The following is an 18,373-nucleotide window of genomic DNA, read 5'->3' on the forward strand; positions in this document are numbered from 1 at the left end:
TTCTATTAAATCGTCTGAATTCGCTGCAAATCGGTTGACGTTATAACGTCTCATCATGTATACTGACTCTATATTTCAAGGGTATAAGTATAATGGTGTACGCCTTGCAGGCCGGAGGGATAGTTAGTGAGTATCGACCTCAGAGAATGGAGTACGCTCGATTACGATTGCAGTTCAGACGAGGAAGTTGTGGAAGCATTCCGACAAGGCGATAGCTTGGCTTTAGAGTTTTTGATCAATAAATACAAGAGCTTTGTAAGAGCAAAAGCCAGATCTTATTTTCTTATTGGCGCTGATCGAGAAGATATAGTGCAAGAAGGCATGATCGGACTTTATAAGGCGATACGAGATTTCCGTGGAGACAAGCTAGCTAGCTTTAAAGCATTTGCGGAATTATGTATTACAAGGCAAATTATTACTGCGATCAAAACAGCTACCCGGCAAAAACATATTCCTCTTAATTCTTACATCTCGCTAGATAAACCTATTTATGATGAAGATTCCGATCGAACATTACTAGATGTTATTGGTGGTAATAGAGTTTCTGATCCGGAAGAGTTGATCATTAGTCAAGAAGAATTCAGCGGGCTAGAGTACAAGATGTCTGAAATTTTAAGTGATCTAGAGCGCAGAGTGCTCATGCTGTATTTGGACGGCCGATCCTATCAAGAAATTGCTGTTGATCTGGACAGGCACGTCAAATCGATTGATAATGCACTTCAGAGAGTAAAGCGTAAGTTGGAACGTTATTTGGAACTTAGAGATTTGGGTGGCAAGGTATGAGGATGGGCTGTCTTCAAGATCTGACTGGTTCGGGCATTGAAGACAGCCCGTTAGTTATGTAATCCATTGTATTTGTCTATAATGGAAGTAGAAAAAGAAGTTAGTGAACGAAGTAAGCAATGAGGGGAAACAATCGATACAATCGTCGTATTGACAACATAGTTGCCAATGTGATAAATTGTTTAGGTAGGCCTTGGAATAAGGTTTTTTTTCGTTGTGGAAATCGTTTGGAAATTGGAATCAATGAACATTCACATATATAGCTTCATGATTCGTATTTTTGAGCAGTTCGGGAGGTGTAATTCAATGCGGGTTATTATCACGTTGGCATGCACAAACTGCAAACAGAGAAACTATGCAAGCACCAAGAACAAGCGCAATCACCCCGACCGCATCGAGTTGAAGAAGTTTTGCAAGTTTTGTAACTCGCAGACTCCTCATCGCGAGACGAGATAGTCAAATATGGAGGTGTGACCGTGGCATTTCTAGCTAGGGTAAAGCAAGGTTTCAGTTCAATGTTCAAGTTTTTTGCCGATAGTTGGGCGGAACTAAAGAAAGTTCGCTGGCCAAATCGTAAAGAAATGACAAGCTACACAATCGTTGTATTGGTTACTGTAGCGCTTATTACTGTTTATTTCTGGGTGGTTGACATCGGAATCACTTCTCTGATTGAACTTATTGTTTAAGAAGGGAATTAAGGTGGATTGATGATGGAAAAAAGATGGTATGTCGTGCATACTTACTCCGGATATGAGAACAAAGTCAAAGCCAATTTGGAACGTCGAGTGGAATCGATGTCGATGGAAGATAAAATTTTCCGGGTACTGGTTCCTATGGAAGAAGAAATTGTGGAGAAGGACGGTAAGAAAAAAACTGTTCAACGCAAAGTCTATCCTGGGTATGTACTAGTCGAGATGGTTCAAACGGATGATTCTTGGTATGTTGTTCGTAATACACCGGGCGTTACTGGATTCGTAGGTTCGACGGGGTCAGGTTCGAAGCCAACGCCACTATTGCCTGAAGAAGTGGATCAAATATTGAAACACATGGGCATGGAAGAGCCAAAACCAAAGATCGAATTTGAATTGAAAGAAGCAGTGCGTGTAAAAGTAGGACCTTTCACAGATTTTGTTGGTACGGTGGAAGAAATTTTGCTAGACAAAGCGAAGCTTAAGGTTCACGTAAACATGTTTGGCAGGGAAACACCGCTTGAGCTTGACTATACTCAAGTGGAAAAGGTGTAGCAATGTATGAAGCGTTTGTAGCTGATGCATCGATATTAGAGCAAGGAGGTGTCAGTCATGGCTAAAAAAGTTATTAAACTGGTTAAACTACAAGTACCGGCAGGTAAAGCTAATCCGGCTCCTCCTATTGGTCCGGCACTTGGTCAAGCAGGCGTTAACATTATGGCTTTCTGTAAGGAATTTAACGCTCGTACGGCTGATCAAGCAGGTTTGATCATTCCAGTTGTAATTTCTGTATTCGAGGATCGTTCCTTTACTTTCGAAACTAAAACTCCGCCAGCGGCAGTGTTGCTACGTGTAGCAGCAGGTATCGATAAAGGTTCAGGCGAGCCTAACAAGAAAAAAGTTGCAAGTGTAAGCCGAGCGAAAGTTCGCGAAATTGCAGAAACAAAAATGCCCGATTTGAACGCAGCTAATGTAGAATCGGCGATGCGTATGGTTGAAGGTACAGCTAGAAGTATCGGAATTACGATTACAGACTAATGTACTTGTAAGTGATGATTTATGATCGAAGTCCGAGCTATAGTAGCTCGTCGCTATGCAAGACTGTTGTTGTCTTGTGTGGGAGGATGATCCTAATAGAGGATTTCCGATATAACCACGGAGGAGGATATAAAATGGCAAAACGCGGTAAAAAGTATGTTGAAGCGGCTAAGCTGATCGATAGAGAAGCTGCATATGCGCCGGCTCAAGCAATTGAGATCGTTAAGAAAACGGCTACTGCTAAGTTCGATGAGTCTATTGAAATGGCTGTTCGTCTAGGAGTAGATCCACGTAAGCAAGATCAAGCTGTTCGTGGGGTAGTAGTACTTCCTCATGGTACTGGTAAAAGCCAAAAAGTACTTGTATTCGCAAAAGGCGAAAAAGTAAAAGAGGCTGAAGCTGCTGGTGCTGACTATGTTGGCGATGCAGATATGATTAATAAAATTCAACAAGGCTGGTTCGATTTTGATGTCTGTGTGGCTACACCAGATATGATGGCTGAAGTTGGTAAGCTTGGACGTATTCTTGGTGGTAAAGGCTTGATGCCAAACCCTAAAGCTGGTACAGTTACATTTGATGTAGCTAAAGCTGTTCAAGAAATCAAAGCTGGTAAAATCGAGTACCGTCTAGACAAAGCAGGTCAAATCCATGCGCCAATCGGAAAAGCTTCATTCGATGCTGATAAGTTAGTTGATAACCTTAATGCATTGATCGAAGCACTAAACCGTGCGAAACCAGCTGCGGCAAAAGGGATTTACTTGAAAAATGTATCTGTTTCATCTACAATGGGTCCTGGCGTACGTGTTGACGCTTCAGAATTACGTTAATTATCGGTTAACTCCGATAAGAGAAACAGAGATGACTATTGAATATGCATACCGTAGACAGTAGGTGCTGCGAAGCTTAATTTCCTACCGAGGTGTTATGATATACGTTTATAGATGAAACATGTCTGTTGGACATGTGCACCGATAACGAATCATGGCCTTCGCGTTTGTCTGCGAAGGCCATTTTCATGCATCGAGGCGTGGGGAACTACGCAAGAAGAACGGGATGTACGAATAATATAGGAGGTGTACAGTTTGGCTAACGCGAAAATCATTCAACAAAAAGAAGCTGCAGTAGCTGAAATTTCTTCAAAATTGTCGCAAAGCTCTACTACTGTAGTTGCTGACTACCGTGGTTTGAACGTAGCGCAAGTTACAGAACTACGTAAGCAACTGCGCGAAGCAGGCGTTGAGTTTCAAGTATTGAAAAACTCATTAGTACGCCGCGCAACTGAAGGTGCAGGGTTGTCGGATCTGAACGAAGTATTGACAGGTCCAACAGCAATCGCATTCAGTGGCGAAGATGCAATCGCTCCGGCGAAAATTTTGAACGACTTTGCTAAAAAGAACGAAGCTTTGAAACTTAAAGGTGGCGTTGTTGAAGGTAAAGTTGTAGATGTATCTCAAATTAAGGCGCTTGCTGAGCTTCCTTCACGCGAAGGTTTGCTTTCTATGTTGCTTAGCGTATTGCAAGCTCCAATGCGTAACTTTGCACTTGCAGTTAAAGCGGTTGGAGAAAAGCAAGAAGCAGAAGCACAAGCGTAATAGAATAGCAGCGTAAGCTTGCTATTTATGTAGAGTAATAGATAAAGATCGACATTGTGCGATCTTAATAAAAAAATAAAACCATTTTCGGAGGTATAATCATGTCTAATGAGCAAATTCTAGAAGCGATCAAAGGTATGACTGTTCTTGAACTAAACGATCTAGTTAAAGCAATTGAAGATGAATTCGGTGTTACTGCAGCAGCTCCAGTAGCTGTTATGGGTGGTGCTGGTGCTGGCGAAGCTGAAGCAGCACAAACTGAGTTTGACGTTATTTTGAATAGCCCAGGCGGTTCAAAAATCAACGTAATTAAAATCGTTCGCGAAATTACAGGTCTTGGCTTGAAAGAAGCTAAAGAACTTGTTGACGCAGCTCCAAAAGCAATCAAAGAAAAAGTTAGCCAAGAAGAAGCAGACACTGTTAAAGCTAAGCTTGAAGAAGCTGGCGCTGTAGTAGAAGTAAAGTAATTTAATAAAACAAGCTATACAATAGCTACTACCCCTTGATACTGTTGTTTCAAGGGGTTTATATTTTTTTATAGGAAATAATAAGTATAGCATTACATAGCAATGGTTCATGGCAGGGAGTGGATATATATGAAGGATCGAATGAATGGCCACTATTATACAGAACAACCGCAAGTAGCTCATCAGCGTCAAGAGTATAGTACAGTTTTGCGTGGCGAGAAATTTCGTTTTAAAACAGACAGTGGTGTGTTTTCTAAAACGAATGTCGATTATGGTAGCCGTGTTCTTATTGAAGCGGTGCAATTAACTTCTACTGATCAAGTGTTAGATGTTGGTTGCGGTTATGGTCCTATTGGATTATCGCTATCTAAACTAGTTAAAGACGGTCAAGTAACGATGGTAGATATTAACGAACGGGCGATAGAACTAGCAAGGCAGAATGCAAAGTTGAACAATATCGATAATGTTACTATTTTACAAAGTGATTTGTACACCTCATTGGTTAGTCAACTAGCGAGCTTTGATGTAATCGTGACCAATCCTCCGATTCGAGCTGGTAAAGAAGTCGTTCATCGTATATTTGAAGAAGGTGAGCGATGGTTAAAGCCAGGAGGAAGCATGTGGGTTGTTATTCAAAAGAAACAAGGTGCTCCATCTGCTGAGCGTAAGTTACTAGAGTTGTATGAACGAGTGGAAGAAGTAACGAAAGATAAAGGCTATCGTGTATTCCGCGCATACAAAGCGCTACACTAGTATTTAGTCACTAAAAATGTCTGCTAATAGATTGGTTTTGCAAATAACGAAAAAATATCATGAATATATGAAAAAAACATTGACTTGACTTTTTGAATATGTTAACATTATAAAATGTCAGCATAAAATAGGGTAATAATGCTTTAGTGCACTAAAATGTCAAGAAGAAATTTTGCTATGCAAAACTATGGAATTTGGCGTTTATGTCTATTGCATTCTATTTATGGGTAAAATTATTGGATATGAATACCATCGTATTTGCTTGATGAATGGGAACTTATGAAATATGCTCTTTTTTCGAATTGTTCGATAAGGGCTTTTCTTTATTTATCATTATAGGCGACTGTCACGTGTCGTCAAGTCCTATTCGCAAATTGATGCTGTTATACAGACATGAGGGGTGAGGTTAAGTTGGCAGAACAACTTGTTCAGTATGGTCGGCGCACACGTCGTAGTTACTCTCGGATTAAAGAGGTGCTGGATGTTCCGAACTTGATTGAAATCCAGCAAAAATCGTACGAGAAGTTTCTTGAACATGACCTGTTGGAATTGTTTCATGATATTTCTCCGATTTCGGACTTTACAGGCAATCTGTCGCTTGAGTTTATTGATTACAGTTTGGGTGAGCCGAAGTACTCGGTTGATGAATCCAAAGAACGCGATGTAACTTACGCGGCTCCATTGCGTGTTAAAGTGCGTTTGATCAATAAAGAGACTGGCGAAGTTAAGGAACAAGAGGTGTTCATGGGCGATTTTCCGCTTATGACTGAGACCGGTACTTTTATTATTAACGGAGCTGAGCGTGTTATTGTTAGTCAATTGGTTCGCTCCCCGAGTGTGTACTTCAGTTCCAAGTTAGATAAAAATGCCAAACGAGCGTTTACTGCTACAGTAATTCCGAATCGTGGTGCTTGGTTGGAATTGGAAATGGATGCGAAAGACATTATTTATGTTCGTATCGATCGTACACGTAAAATTCCAGTGACGGTGCTGTTGCGCGCTATAGGATTTGGTACCAATGCAGAAATTATAGAATTGCTGGGTGATGACGAGTACATTCGCAATACACTCGACAAAGATACTACCGATTCTACGGAAAAAGCGTTGATTGAAATTTATGAACGTCTTCGTCCGGGTGAGCCTCCGACATTAGATAATGCGAAGAGCTTACTAATCGCTCGTTTCTTTGATCCAAAGCGCTATGATTTGGCGAACGTAGGGCGTTATAAGATTAATAAGAAGCTACACATTAAAAATAGATTATTCAACCAACAGTTGGCAGAAACGTTGGTAGATCCTTCTACTGGCGAAATTATTGCCGAGAGCGGACAGATGATTGATCGCCGTTTGTTGGATGAAATTTTAGAAAAGCTGGAGACAAATGTAGGATTCAAGACGTATCAAGTAGCTAATGGCATACTAGATGCGGATAGCATTCCAATGCAAGAAATTAGCGTATTTTCTCCACATGATGAAAGTAAAATCATTAAACTAATCTCTAATGGGATTATCGATAAAACGGTGAAGCATATTACTCCTGCTGATATTATTGCCTCAATTAATTATTTTATTAATTTGTTGCATGGTGTTGGTAGTACGGATGATATTGATCACCTGGGTAACCGTCGTTTACGTTCGGTTGGTGAGTTGTTGCAAAATCAATTCCGTATTGGTCTTTCTAGAATGGAACGTGTCGTACGCGAGAGAATGTCCATTCAAGATGCTAATGCGATAACGCCTCAAGCGTTAATTAATATTAGACCAGTAATAGCTTCGGTCAAAGAGTTCTTTGGTTCTTCTCAGTTGTCACAGTTTATGGACCAGACGAATCCATTGGCAGAACTTACGCACAAACGCCGTCTATCTGCACTAGGACCTGGTGGTCTTACGCGGGAACGTGCTGGTTTCGAAGTGCGTGACGTGCATAACTCTCACTACGGGAGAATGTGTCCAATCGAGACGCCGGAAGGTCCGAATATCGGTTTGATTAACTCGTTGTCATCCTATGCTCGAATTAACGAGTACGGATTTATCGAAGCGCCTTATCGCTGGGTAGATCCAAAAACGGGAGTTGTAACGGAACAAATCGCATATTTGACAGCTGACGAAGAAGATAACTACATTATTGCACAAGCAAATGCTCCGCTAAACGATGATAATACGTTTGCTGAGCCACAAACAATTGTGCGTTACAATAAGCAAGCAGATAACATTTTAACTATGCTTAGTAGCCGTGTGGATTATATGGACGTATCGCCAAAACAAGTTGTTTCGGTAGCTACAGCGTTAATTCCATTTTTGGAAAATGATGACTCTAACCGTGCGCTTATGGGATCGAACATGCAGCGACAAGCTGTTCCTTTGCTTGTGCCAGAAGCTCCGTTTGTTGGTACAGGGATGGAGCACAAAGCAGCAAAAGATTCTGGAGTATGTATCGTATCTAAATATGACGGTATTATCGAAAGATCATCCGCTAATGAGATATGGTTGCGTCGTACAGAAACGATCGATGGTAACATCGTGACAGGTGACTTGATCAAGCATAAATTGCATAAGTTTACTCGTTCTAACCAAGGAACTTGTATTAACCAACGCCCACTTGTTCGCAAAGGCGATAGAGTTAGTAAAGGTGAAATATTGGCAGATGGTCCTTCTACAGAAACAGGTGAATTAGCACTGGGACGTAACGTAGTCGTAGCATTTATGACATGGGAAGGTTACAACTACGAGGATGCTATATTGCTAAGTGAACGATTAGTGAAGGAAGATGTGTTTACTTCGATTCATATTGAAGAATACGAGTCGGAAGCACGTGATACGAAGCTTGGACCAGAAGAAATAACACGTGATATTCCAAACGTTGGTGAGGAAGCATTAAGAAATCTTGATGAGCGTGGTATTATTCGCATCGGTGCGGAAATTAGTGCAGGCGATATTCTTGTTGGGAAAGTAACACCAAAAGGAGTAACGGAATTAACAGCAGAAGAAAGATTGCTACACGCTATTTTCGGAGAAAAAGCTCGTGAAGTTCGAGATACATCTCTTAGAGTACCGCATGGTACAGACGGAATCGTAGTAGATGTTAAAGTATTTACACGCGAAAATGGCGATGAGTTGCCACCAGGTGTGAATCAGCTAGTACGTGCTTATATTGCTCAAAAACGTAAAATTTCCGAAGGCGATAAGATGGCTGGTCGTCACGGTAACAAAGGTGTTATCGCACGAGTAATGCCAGAAGAAGATATGCCATTTTTACCAGATGGTACCCCGGTACAAGTTGTACTTAACCCACTAGGAGTACCTTCACGGATGAACATTGGGCAAGCGCTCGAAGTGCATTTGGGTATGGCGTGTAAACATCTTGGTATTCATGCAGCTACACCAGTTTTTGACGGTGCGAGTGAAATTGATGTATTCGACACGATGGAAGAAGCTGGTATGAAGCGCGACGGGAAAACAGTCTTGTATGATGGTCGTACCGGTGAGCGATTCGACCGTGAAGTTACGGTTGGCGTTATGTATATGATTAAACTAGCGCATATGGTTGATGACAAAATCCATGCTCGTTCAACAGGACCTTACTCACTTGTTACGCAACAGCCACTTGGTGGTAAAGCGCAGTTCGGTGGACAACGTTTTGGAGAGATGGAAGTTTGGGCGCTTGAAGCATATGGAGCAGCTTATACGCTGCAAGAGATATTGACAGTGAAGTCTGATGACGTTGTTGGACGTGTCAAAACTTACGAATCTATCGTCAAAGGCGAAAACGTGCCAGAGCCTGGTGTTCCAGAATCATTTAAAGTATTGATCAAGGAGCTACAAAGTTTAGGTATGGACGTTAAGATTTTGTCGGCGGATGAAGAAGAGATCGAAATGCGAGAAATTGACGATGATGATGCAACAAGCGATAAGCTTAATTTAAATTTGGAAGGCGCAGAAGTCGGCGCTGAATAAATAGCGATACATGACGAAGGAGGGTTGCTCCTTGTTGGACGTTAATAACTTCGAGTATATGAAGATAGGTTTGGCATCGCCAGACAAAATTCGCTCGTGGTCCCGCGGAGAAGTCAAGAAGCCGGAGACAATCAATTACAGGACGCTTAAACCAGAAAAGGAAGGTCTTTTCTGCGAGAAAATTTTTGGACCTACTAAGGACTGGGAATGTCATTGCGGAAAGTACAAGCGTGTACGTTATAAGGGAGTAGTTTGCGACCGCTGTGGTGTTGAAGTAACACGTGCAAAAGTGCGTCGTGAGCGGATGGGGCATATCGAGCTTGCTGCCCCGGTTTCTCATATTTGGTATTTCAAAGGCATTCCGAGTAGGATGGGATTAGCGCTTGATATGTCACCACGTTCGTTGGAGGAAATTATTTATTTTGCCTCTTATGTGGTAACAGACCCAGGTGAAACTCCTCTTGAGAAAAAACAACTATTGTCGGAAAAAGAATATCGCAGTTATCGCGAAAAATACGGATACGGATTTCAAGCAGGTATGGGAGCAGAAGCGGTTAAAAAACTGTTGTTCGATATCGATATTGATAAAGAATTGAAACAGCTAAAAGAAGAATTGCTAACTGCCCAAGGTCAGCGTCGTAACCGTGCGATCAAGCGTTTGGAAGTTATGGAAGCATTCCGTCATTCTGGTAATGAGCCGGATTGGATGATCTTAGATGTTCTACCGGTTATTCCACCGGAACTTCGTCCAATGGTACAGCTAGATGGTGGTCGGTTTGCAACATCTGACTTGAACGATTTATATCGTCGAGTGATTAACCGTAACAACCGTCTGAAGCGTCTGCTTGATCTTGGCGCACCTGATATTATTGTACAGAACGAAAAACGTATGCTTCAAGAAGCAGTTGATGCATTGATCGATAACGGTCGTCGTGGACGTCCTGTTACAGGTCCGGGTAATCGTCCGCTGAAATCACTTAGCCATATGTTGAAGGGGAAACAAGGTCGTTTCCGCCAAAACTTGCTAGGTAAACGGGTAGATTATTCTGGTCGTTCCGTAATCGTAGTTGGTCCGAACTTGAAAATGTATCAGTGCGGATTGCCGAAAGAAATGGCGCTAGAGTTGTTTAAGCCGTTCGTAATGAAAGAGCTTGTCAACAAAGGTCTAGCTCATAATATAAAAAGTGCTAAACGTAAAGTAGAACGAGTAAGCCCAGAAGTATGGGATGTACTTGAAGAAGTAATTCGAGAGCATCCAGTATTGCTTAACCGTGCACCTACGTTGCATAGACTTGGTATTCAAGCATTTGAGCCGATACTTGTTGAAGGTCGTGCGATTAAACTGCATCCACTTGTTTGTACAGCTTACAACGCTGACTTTGATGGGGATCAGATGGCAGTTCACGTTCCTTTATCGGCAGAAGCTCAAGCGGAAGCACGCCTTCTAATGCTTGCATCTGGTAACATACTGAACCCGAAAGATGGTAAGCCAGTTGTTACACCATCACAGGATATGGTATTGGGTAGTTATTACTTGACGATGGATAACAACAAAGCTGAAGGTAGCGGATCTGTATTCTCTTCCGTGAATGAAGCAGTTTCTGCTTATCAGCGAGGTGCGGTATCATTGCATGCTCGTGTGTTTATTCCAGCGAGACAGTTGAATAAAAAACAGTTGACGGAAGAACAACTGGATTCCCTACTTGTTACGACAGTAGGTAAAATTATATTTAATGAAAACTTACCGGATGACTTCCCGTATCTTAACGAAGCTTCAAAAGGTAATCTATTGCAAGGTACACCGGATAAATATTTTGTAAAAGAAAAAGGTGCTGACCTTCGTAAATATGTGGAAGATGCTTATATTCCAGCGGCGATTGGTAAAGATTATTTAGCGCTTGTTATTGCGGAATGTTTCCGTATATATGATACGACATTGACAGCTGTCATATTGGACCGTATCAAAGAGCTAGGTTTTACGTATTCCACAAAAGCCGGTATTACTATTGGGGTAGCGGATGTTATCATTCCACCTGAAAAAACAGCTATCATGCAGGCTTCTGACGAAAAAGTAGAAACTGTAATGAAACAATATCGTCGTGGTTTAATTACTAACGATGAGCGTTACGACCGTATTATTGATATTTGGGGTACTTGTAAAGAAGAAGTTACTGAAATATTAATGAAGTCAATGGATCGCTATAACAACATTATGTTGATGGTTGATTCTAAAGCACGGGGTAACAAATCGCAGATTACACAGCTAGGCGGTATGCGTGGGCTGATGGCGAACCCATCTGGACGTATCATTGAATTACCGATTAAATCTAATTTCCGTGAAGGACTTACCGTTTTGGAATACTTTATTTCTACTCACGGTGCTCGTAAAGGTCTTGCGGATACGGCACTACGTACAGCTGACTCTGGTTACTTGACAAGACGTCTAGTTGACGTAGCACAAGATGTGATTGTTCGGGAAGATGATTGTGGTACGGACAAAGGCTTTATGGTAAGTAAAATCCAAGATGGTAAAGAAGTTATCGAGGATTTGTATGACCGTATTGAAGGTCGCTATGCATTTGAAACATTGCGTAATCCTGCAACAGGCGAAGTGATCGTTAACCGTTCTGAGTTAATCGATGCTACGAAAGCAGAAAAAATTGTAAGCTCAGGCATTGAAAAACTGCAAATTCGTTCCGTATTAAGTTGCCGTGCTCGTCACGGTGTATGTAAAATTTGTTATGGACGAAACTTGGCGACTGGTAAGCATGTAGAGATTGGTGAAGCAGTTGGTATTATTGCTGCTCAATCTATCGGTGAGCCGGGTACACAGTTAACGATGCGTACGTTCCATACCGGTGGGGTTGCTGGAGACGATATTACGCAAGGTTTGCCTCGTATTCAAGAGTTGTTCGAGGCGCGTAATCCGAAAGGGCAAGCGATTATCTCCGAATTGGATGGTACAATTAAAGAAATTCGTGAAACAAAAGATCGCCGCGAAATCGAAGTACAAGGTGAAGCGGAATCTAAAGTATATGCTGTCACATACGGTTCCCGTATTCGAGTGGCGGTAGGACAGCAGATTGAAGCTGGAGATGAATTGACAGACGGATCTATCGATCCAAAGGATATGTTGCGTATTAAAGGTATTCGCGGCGTGCAAAATTATATTTTGCAAGAAGTACAACGTGTTTACCGAAATCAAGGTGTTGAAATTAACGACAAGCATATTGAAGTTATGATCAAACAAATGTTGCGCAAAATCCGGATCGTTGATGCGGGCGGTACTACGCTATTGCCAGGTGCTTTTGTCGATATACACGAGTATGAAGCAGCTAACCATGAAGCGATCTTCTCAGATCGTGAACCGGCGGTTGCAAAACCTGTGTTGCTTGGTATTACTAAAGCATCTCTAGAAACTGATTCCTTCTTGTCAGCAGCATCGTTCCAAGAAACAACGAGAGTACTTACTGATGCAGCAATTAAAGGTAAAGTTGACCAATTGCTAGGACTGAAAGAAAACGTCATTATCGGTAAGTTGATCCCAGCTGGTACAGGGATGCATCGTTATCGCAACATCCGCTTTGCTGGAATGGAAGAAGAAGCAGAGAAAACTGTAGAGTCGGAAGAAGGAAAGATGTTAGCAGTCGAATAACATCATTTGGAAAATACGATAATACATGATATAGAAGTAGCACATCTTGAAGTCAACAGATTTTGAGATGTGCTACTTTTTTGTTTGTTGGCGATGCGACTATGCTGTAGAGGGATGGGTAGCTAATGCTAAGGAAGAATCGAGACTGTCTATTAATTGTGGGCAACTTGGAGTAAACCAATAAAACGATCACGGAAAGCTGTTGTGCCCAAATTGTTTTGGCGCAATGAATCAAGCCTCACGTTGTAAGGTGCTGCGGCTGCATTTGCTTACGAAGATTTTTCACGTTATATCACATATTTCAGCACTTTATTAAATGTAACGAAGATATTCTTTCTTATTCGCACAAACTGAACCTCAAAACAGCTATTTTCAAGCAAATAACGTGGAATATCTTCCTTAGGTTTTAAAATGGCCTGATTTCAGCAAATTAAAGCTATATTTCTTCGTTACACCTTGCAAAGTCCAACCATAGCTATATGCTATATCCCCTAACCTAGTATCATGAAACGACAAATAGTTAGAAATAAGCTATTTATTAACAGCTAATCGACAGCCTCCTGAGCGATCTTATTCAGATGTTTTGTGCTCATTTCCAGATACTAAGGGAACTGTACTCTTTTATTAGCTGGTATTACAACTGAATTACTATGGTTTGAGCGAAATAGTGTTATAAACTTTGTGTAGAGCCACAGTGTGGGAGATAGAGACTAGATTAACTATGCGGAATAATGGATATAAGGGAATATATGAGACTGTTAATTGTGACAAGCAATATAAAACAAAAAAATATAGGCAATTTACTTGACAGACGTTCTTACAAAATGATACTATATCTGAGTGTGCCTGAGATAAAGGTTTGAGTATTCGTTTGATTTAAAATGAACCGCCTGGATCTGTGGGCTTAAAATGGGGTTAAATGTTTTATTTATTATATAGAATAAAGCAAAATTAGAGGAAGGAGGTGGCAGAATGCCAACAATTAACCAATTAGTGCGTAAAGGCCGTCAAGCGAAAGTTGTTAAAACTAAGTCTCCGGCTTTGCATAGAGGATATAACGCTCTTACACGTGAAATAACTGAGATCAGATCACCGCAAAAACGTGGAGTTTGTACACGTGTAGGTACAATGACACCGAAAAAGCCAAACTCTGCTCTTCGTAAATACGCTCGTGTGCGTCTTACTAACCGTGTAGAGGTTACTGCTTATATTCCGGGTATTGGACACAACTTGCAAGAGCATAGTGTTGTACTTATTCGTGGAGGACGTGTGAAAGACCTTCCGGGGGTACGTTACCATATTGTTCGTGGAGCACTAGATACAGCAGGTGTGAACAACCGTAATCAAGCTCGTTCGAAATATGGAACGAAACGTCCTAAAGTTAAAAAGTAATAGGATGAGTAGGTAATTGTAATAGTAGAGTTGTAACTACAATTCTGCCAATTGAGAGGAAAGGGGGATTTTTCATGCCACGTAAAGGTCCTGTAACAAAACGTGATGTATTGCCAGATCCGGTTTACAATAGTAAATTGGTTACTCGTTTGATCAACCGTATTATGATCGACGGAAAAAGAGGCGTTGCACAAACGTTACTATATGATGCATTCAAGCTAGTTCAAGAGCGTACAAGCAAAGAGCCTATGGAAGTTTTTGAAGCAGCTTTGAAAAATATTATGCCAGTACTTGAAGTTAAAGCACGCCGTGTTGGTGGTTCTAACTATCAAGTGCCAATCGAAGTAAAACCTGAGCGCCGTACGGCACTTGGTCTTCGTTGGCTCGTTAATTACTCGCGTAATCGCGGTGAGAAAACGATGGAGGAGCGTCTAGCAGCAGAAATTATTGACGCATCTAACAACACTGGTGCTGCTGTTAAGAAACGTGAAGATACACACAAAATGGCGGAAGCTAACCGTGCATTTGCACATTACCGTTGGTAATCGTTATATAACAAGAATCGAAAGGAGACATAATTATGGCAAGAGAGTTCTCCTTGAAAAATACGCGTAATATCGGGATTATGGCGCATATTGACGCAGGTAAGACTACTACAACTGAACGGATTTTGTTCTTTACAGGTCGTACTCACAAAATTGGTGAGACACACGAAGGTTCTGCAACGATGGACTGGATGGAGCAAGAACAAGAGCGCGGTATTACTATTACATCCGCTGCTACTACCGCTCAATGGAATGGTCACCGCATCAATATTATCGACACCCCGGGACACGTTGACTTCACTGTTGAAGTTGAGCGTTCCCTACGCGTATTGGACGGGGCCGTTGGTGTTTTCAGTGCTAAAGAAGGTGTAGAACCGCAATCTGAAACCGTATGGCGTCAGGCGGATCGATATGGTGTTCCTCGTATTGCATACATTAACAAAATGGATATTATTGGAGCAGACTACTTAAATGTTATTAAAGACATGCGTGAGCGTCTACAAGCAAACGCAGTAGCTATCCAACTACCGATTGGTGCAGAATCTGACTTTATTGGTGTAATTGATATTATTGAGCGTGTTGCATACAAGTATGAAGATGATCTTGGGCGTGATCCTAAGAAAATCGAAATTCCAGCCGAATATTTGGAGCAAGTGGAAGAACTTCGTATGGACTTGGTAGAGAAAGTTGCTGAGTTGGATGAAGAACTTACTATGAAATATTTGGAAGGTGAAGAGATTACTGTTGCGGAAATTAAAGCAACATTACGCAAAGGCGTAATTGATGTTAAAATTTTCCCAGTAGTAGCTGGTTCATCTTATCGTAATAAAGGTGTTCAAATGGTATTGGATGCTGTTGTTGATTATTTACCTTCACCACTTGACGTACCTGCTATTACAGGTTTGCTTGAAAATGGTGAACAAGATACTCGTCCATCTTCTGATGAAGCACCGTTTTCTGCACTAGCATTTAAAATTATGACTGACCCTTATGTTGGCCGTTTGACATTCTTCCGCGTATATTCAGGTCTAATTAACTCTGGATCATACGTGCTAAATGCTACAAAAGGCAAGCGTGAGCGTATCGGACGTATATTGCAAATGCATGCAAACAGCCGTGAAGAAATTTCAATCGTTTATTCAGGCGATATCGCTGCTGCTGTTGGTCTTAAAGATACAACAACAGGGGATACACTTTGTGATGAGAAGCACCCTATCGTATTGGAATCGATGGACTTCCCAGATCCAGTTATCTCTGTAGCAATTGAACCAAAAACAAAAGCTGACCAAGATAGACTTGGTATTGCTATTTCTAAATTGTCTGAAGAAGACCCAACTTTCCGTGCACATACGGACGAAGAAACAAATCAAACGATTATTTCTGGTATGGGTGAGTTGCACTTGGAAGTACTGGTTGACCGTATGATGCGTGAATTCAAAGTAGAAACTAACGTGGGTAAACCACAGGTTGCTTACCGAGAAACATTCCGTACAGCTGCTAAGGTTGAAGGTAAGTTTGTACGTCAATCCGGTGGTAAAGGTCAATATGGCCATTGCTGGGTTGAGTATACGCCTCTTGAGCCAGGTACAGGCTTCGTATTCGAAAACAAGGTTGTTGGTGGATCTATTCCTCGTGAATATATCGCTCCTATCCAAGCTGGTATTGAAGAGTCTATGAAAAATGGTGTAATTGCTGGTTATCCGTTAGTAGACGTTAAAGCGACTGTCTTTGATGGTTCTTATCACGACGTTGACTCCTCGGAGATGGCATTTAAAATCGCCGGTTCTATGTCACTTAAAGCAGCTAAAGAAAAGTGTAACCCTGTATTGTTGGAGCCAATTATGAAAGTAGAGGTAACTGTTCCTGAAGAGTACATGGGTGATGTTATGGGTATCCTTAACTCACGTCGTGGACGTATTGAAGGAATGGATGCTCGTGGTGGAGCACAAATTATTCGGGCTAAGGTGCCTTTGTCTGAAATGTTTGGTTATTCTACTACGCTTCGTTCTGGAACACAAGGTCGTGGTGTATTCTCTATGGAGCTATCACACTATGAAGAAGTTCCTAAGTCGATTTCGGAAGAAATTATCGCTAAACATAAAGGCGAATAATACGACTTGCTGAACTGCTTGTCTACAGGTAAAATGATTTATAAATGGTCGTCATCTGATGTGGCTACACATTTAGATGTCGACCTAAAAATATAAAAACTAATGAAACTATTTTGAGGAGGTTCAAGTTCAATGGCTAAGTCTAAATTTGAACGTAATAAACCACACGTTAATATTGGTACAATCGGTCACGTTGACCACGGTAAAACTACATTGACAGCTGCAATCACTAAAGTTCTTTCTACTCGCTATGGCGGTGCTGCAATGGACTATGACCAAATTGATAAAGCTCCAGAAGAGCGCGAGCGCGGTATTACAATCTCAACTTCTCACGTTGAGTATGAAACACCTAATCGTCACTACGCTCACGTTGACTGCCCAGGTCACGCTGACTACGTTAAAAACATGATTACTGGTGCTGCACAAATGGACGGCGGTATTCTAGTTGTTTCCGCTGCTGATGGTCCGATGCCACAAACTCGTGAGCATATCTTGCTTTCACGTCAAGTTGGTGTTCCTTACATCGTAGTATTCTTGAACAAATGTGATATGGTTGAAGACGAAGAGCTTCTAGAGCTTGTTGAGATGGAAGTTCGTGACCTTCTTTCTGAATATGATTTCCCAGGCGATGATACTCCAATTATCCGTGGTTCTGCTCGTGAAGCATTGCAAGATCCTAACGGTTCTTGGGCTGACAAAGTTATTGAACTTTTTGAGCAAATCGATACGTACATCCCAACTCCAGAGCGTGATACTGAAAAACCTTTCTTGATGCCAGTTGAGGACGTGTTTACAATTACAGGCCGTGGTACTGTTGCTACAGGTCGTGTAGAGCGTGGTATTGTTAAAGTTGGTGACGAGATTGAAATCGTTGGTCTTGCTGAAGAAGCTCGTAAGTCTGTAGTTACAGGCGTTGAGATGTTCCGTAAATTGCTTGATTCTGCTCAAGCTGGTGACAACATTGGTGCACTACTTCGTGGTGTTGACCGTGCTGACATCGAGCGTGGACAAGTTTTGGCAAAACCAGGTTCAGTTAAGCAACATACTAACTTTACAGCTTCTGTATACGTTTTGTCTAAAGAAGAGGGTGGCCGTCACAAGCCTTTCTTTACAGGATACCGTCCACAGTTCTACTTCCGTACAACTGACGTTACAGGTATTGTAAATCTTCCAGAAGGTACTGAAATGGTTATGCCTGGCGATAACATTACTGTTACTGTTGAGCTAATCTCACCAATCGCTGTTGAAGAAGGTACTCGCTTCTCCATCCGTGAAGGTGGCCGTACTGTAGGCGCTGGAGCAGTTGCTTCTATCCAAAAATAATTGCAATTTTATTGCAATATTATAAGAGCTTCGCTTTTAAAAGCGAAGCTCTTTTTTTGTTACTACTTTGC

At 41.5% G+C, this 18,373-nt stretch carries 15 protein-coding genes and 1 other annotated feature; all 15 genes read left to right on the top strand.

Annotated features, from left to right (window positions below; translation table 11 throughout):
- Positions 1-126: 126 nt before the first annotated feature.
- The 15 genes from sigH to tuf all read left to right on the top strand — a co-directional run bounded on the left by sigH (position 127) and on the right by tuf (position 18,302).
- Entirely contained in the window at positions 127-783 is a 657-nt protein-coding gene (gene sigH / locus ACFSTH_RS00340) for an RNA polymerase sporulation sigma factor SigH (RefSeq protein ID WP_377770035.1), read from the top strand.
- Positions 784-1,089: 306 nt separating this feature from the next.
- Positions 1,090-1,239 carry a 50S ribosomal protein L33 gene (gene rpmG / locus ACFSTH_RS00345; protein WP_377770036.1) on the top strand — a complete coding sequence of 50 codons (150 nt, stop codon included), beginning with the start codon at positions 1,090-1,092 and terminating at the stop codon, positions 1,237-1,239.
- A gap of 20 nt (positions 1,240-1,259) precedes the next feature.
- Complete coding sequence (gene secE, locus ACFSTH_RS00350; protein ID WP_377770037.1) at positions 1,260-1,469, top strand: preprotein translocase subunit SecE; 210 nt, start codon at positions 1,260-1,262, stop codon at positions 1,467-1,469.
- Between the two features lie 24 nt (positions 1,470-1,493).
- Positions 1,494-2,027 carry a transcription termination/antitermination protein NusG gene (gene nusG / locus ACFSTH_RS00355; RefSeq protein ID WP_377770105.1) on the top strand — a complete coding sequence of 178 codons (534 nt, stop codon included), beginning with the start codon at positions 1,494-1,496 and terminating at the stop codon, positions 2,025-2,027.
- 57 nt (positions 2,028-2,084) lie between these two features.
- Positions 2,085-2,510, top strand: a complete 426-nt coding sequence (gene rplK / locus ACFSTH_RS00360; RefSeq protein WP_377770038.1) for a 50S ribosomal protein L11 — start codon at positions 2,085-2,087, stop codon at positions 2,508-2,510.
- 134 nt (positions 2,511-2,644) lie between these two features.
- Positions 2,645-3,337: a 50S ribosomal protein L1 gene (gene rplA / locus ACFSTH_RS00365; RefSeq protein WP_377770039.1), complete on the top strand. Its 693-nt coding sequence runs from the start codon at positions 2,645-2,647 to the stop codon at positions 3,335-3,337.
- Between the two features lie 33 nt (positions 3,338-3,370).
- Positions 3,371-3,534: a sequence feature (ribosomal protein L10 leader region), on the top strand.
- Between the two features lie 58 nt (positions 3,535-3,592).
- The gene (gene rplJ / locus ACFSTH_RS00370; RefSeq protein WP_377770040.1) at positions 3,593-4,102 is read left to right on the top strand and encodes a 50S ribosomal protein L10; all 510 of its coding nucleotides are present in this window, start codon (positions 3,593-3,595) and stop codon (positions 4,100-4,102) included.
- Positions 4,103-4,203: 101 nt separating this feature from the next.
- Entirely contained in the window at positions 4,204-4,569 is a 366-nt protein-coding gene (rplL, locus tag ACFSTH_RS00375; protein ID WP_377770041.1) for a 50S ribosomal protein L7/L12, read from the top strand.
- Positions 4,570-4,710: 141 nt separating this feature from the next.
- On the top strand, positions 4,711-5,322 hold the full coding sequence (locus ACFSTH_RS00380) for a class I SAM-dependent methyltransferase (RefSeq protein ID WP_377770106.1): 612 nt from the start codon (positions 4,711-4,713) through the stop codon (positions 5,320-5,322).
- 411 nt (positions 5,323-5,733) lie between these two features.
- Positions 5,734-9,276 (top strand): DNA-directed RNA polymerase subunit beta, encoded by a 3,543-nt coding sequence (gene rpoB, locus ACFSTH_RS00385; RefSeq protein ID WP_377770042.1) that lies wholly within the window; start codon positions 5,734-5,736, stop codon positions 9,274-9,276.
- 31 nt (positions 9,277-9,307) lie between these two features.
- Entirely contained in the window at positions 9,308-12,931 is a 3,624-nt protein-coding gene (gene rpoC, locus ACFSTH_RS00390; protein WP_377770043.1) for a DNA-directed RNA polymerase subunit beta', read from the top strand.
- A gap of 972 nt (positions 12,932-13,903) precedes the next feature.
- Complete coding sequence (rpsL, locus tag ACFSTH_RS00395; protein WP_377770044.1) at positions 13,904-14,323, top strand: 30S ribosomal protein S12; 420 nt, start codon at positions 13,904-13,906, stop codon at positions 14,321-14,323.
- Between the two features lie 74 nt (positions 14,324-14,397).
- Positions 14,398-14,868 carry a 30S ribosomal protein S7 gene (rpsG, locus tag ACFSTH_RS00400; protein WP_377770045.1) on the top strand — a complete coding sequence of 157 codons (471 nt, stop codon included), beginning with the start codon at positions 14,398-14,400 and terminating at the stop codon, positions 14,866-14,868.
- Positions 14,869-14,903: 35 nt separating this feature from the next.
- Entirely contained in the window at positions 14,904-16,979 is a 2,076-nt protein-coding gene (gene fusA, locus ACFSTH_RS00405) for an elongation factor G (RefSeq protein WP_377770046.1), read from the top strand.
- 132 nt (positions 16,980-17,111) lie between these two features.
- Positions 17,112-18,302, top strand: a complete 1,191-nt coding sequence (gene tuf / locus ACFSTH_RS00410) for an elongation factor Tu (protein ID WP_377770047.1) — start codon at positions 17,112-17,114, stop codon at positions 18,300-18,302.
- Positions 18,303-18,373 lie beyond the last annotated feature (71 nt).

The sequence above is a fragment of the Paenibacillus yanchengensis genome (genome assembly GCF_042684845.1).
GTDB classification, from domain to species: domain Bacteria; phylum Bacillota; class Bacilli; order Paenibacillales; family Paenibacillaceae; genus Pristimantibacillus; species Pristimantibacillus yanchengensis.

Bases quoted from the DNA above. Each gene is read 5' to 3' on its own strand.
- rpmG (WP_377770036.1), top strand. From the start codon at position 1,090: ATGCGGGTTATTATCACGTTGGCATGCACAAACTGCAAACAGAGAAAC.
- nusG (WP_377770105.1), top strand. From the start codon at position 1,494: ATGGAAAAAAGATGGTATGTCGTGCATACTTACTCCGGATATGAGAAC.
- rplK (WP_377770038.1), top strand. From the start codon at position 2,085: ATGGCTAAAAAAGTTATTAAACTGGTTAAACTACAAGTACCGGCAGGT.
- rplA (WP_377770039.1), top strand. From the start codon at position 2,645: ATGGCAAAACGCGGTAAAAAGTATGTTGAAGCGGCTAAGCTGATCGAT.
- rplL (WP_377770041.1), top strand. From the start codon at position 4,204: ATGTCTAATGAGCAAATTCTAGAAGCGATCAAAGGTATGACTGTTCTT.
- ACFSTH_RS00380 (WP_377770106.1), top strand. From the start codon at position 4,711: ATGAATGGCCACTATTATACAGAACAACCGCAAGTAGCTCATCAGCGT.
- rpsL (WP_377770044.1), top strand. From the start codon at position 13,904: ATGCCAACAATTAACCAATTAGTGCGTAAAGGCCGTCAAGCGAAAGTT.
- rpsG (WP_377770045.1), top strand. From the start codon at position 14,398: ATGCCACGTAAAGGTCCTGTAACAAAACGTGATGTATTGCCAGATCCG.
- fusA (WP_377770046.1), top strand. From the start codon at position 14,904: ATGGCAAGAGAGTTCTCCTTGAAAAATACGCGTAATATCGGGATTATG.
- tuf (WP_377770047.1), top strand. From the start codon at position 17,112: ATGGCTAAGTCTAAATTTGAACGTAATAAACCACACGTTAATATTGGT.